At 51.3% G+C, this 937-nt stretch carries 1 tRNA gene and 1 rRNA gene; both read right to left on the bottom strand.

The features are described 5' to 3' along the window. Positions 1–292, bottom strand: a 23S ribosomal RNA gene (locus QTL95_RS16140); the annotation flags it as partial. 555 nt (positions 293–847) lie between these two features. Beyond that, positions 848–923: transfer RNA gene (locus QTL95_RS16135), tRNA-Ala, on the bottom strand. Positions 924–937: the final 14 nt, after the last annotated feature.

Below are 937 nucleotides of genomic sequence, written 5' to 3'. Positions count from 1 at the left end.
TGCGGAGTCTCGGTTGATGTCCTTTCCTGCAGGTACTTAGATGTTTCAGTTCCCTGCGTTCGCTTCTTACACCCTATGTATTCAGGTGTAGATACCTTATCACAATGCTTGGAAACCTAAGCCGTACCGAAGCACAACTTAGATTTTCCAAGCATTTAAGGTGGGTTTCCCCATTCGGAGATCCATGGATCAAAGCTTATTCGCAGCTCCCCACGGCTTTTCGCAGCGTATCACGTCCTTCATCGCCTGTGCATGCCAAGGCATCCACCAAATGCCCTTACGACACTTAATCGTTCTCATTGCCAATGCTCATCATCTCGTTGTCCGTTCTCGAAGAGAACGACAACAGACCGGGTTACCTTTTACAACCCAGTCAATCCAACAATGCCATCGACGTGTTCGATCGGATCACTTTATTGGAACTACGCCGAGCAGTTCGCTTGTGTCCGATCTTTAAGACCAGCTTCTCGAGATTAAATCCAGGACCGCGCGGTCAGGCAACGGCCATCAAGTCGTCCGTCAGATGCAAACCCGAGGGCTTACAAACAACACGCACAAACCGCTATGCGGTTTGCACTGACGACCCAGAGCGACAAGCTTCCTTCCTACCTCCAATCCCTCCACCATATCCGGCCGGCTAGGCCATCCATGGTTTCTCAGGAACTGGGCTCGGACGTCTCGGACAATCCATAAGGATTGTGCCAAAACACCTGGAAGCCTCCAGATCAATCTTCTCTTCACGATATATGCAGAACAGGCATCAGGCCGAAGCCGATGCAAACTTTTATTTCTTCAAAGGATATGTATCCGCCATCTCGACACCATCGTCTCCTCTCGGGAAGCGAATTGGTGGAGCTGAGCGGGATCGAACCGCTGACCCCCTGCTTGCAAAGCAGGTGCTCTCCCAGCTGAGCTACAGCCCCAACCATCGCAACAC

Source organism: Rhizobium sp. S152, from assembly GCF_030380735.1.
Classification (GTDB): domain Bacteria; phylum Pseudomonadota; class Alphaproteobacteria; order Rhizobiales; family Rhizobiaceae; genus Rhizobium.
The sequence above is the reverse complement of the archived record's forward strand: the minus strand, read 5'-3'. Positions and strand labels throughout refer to the sequence as shown.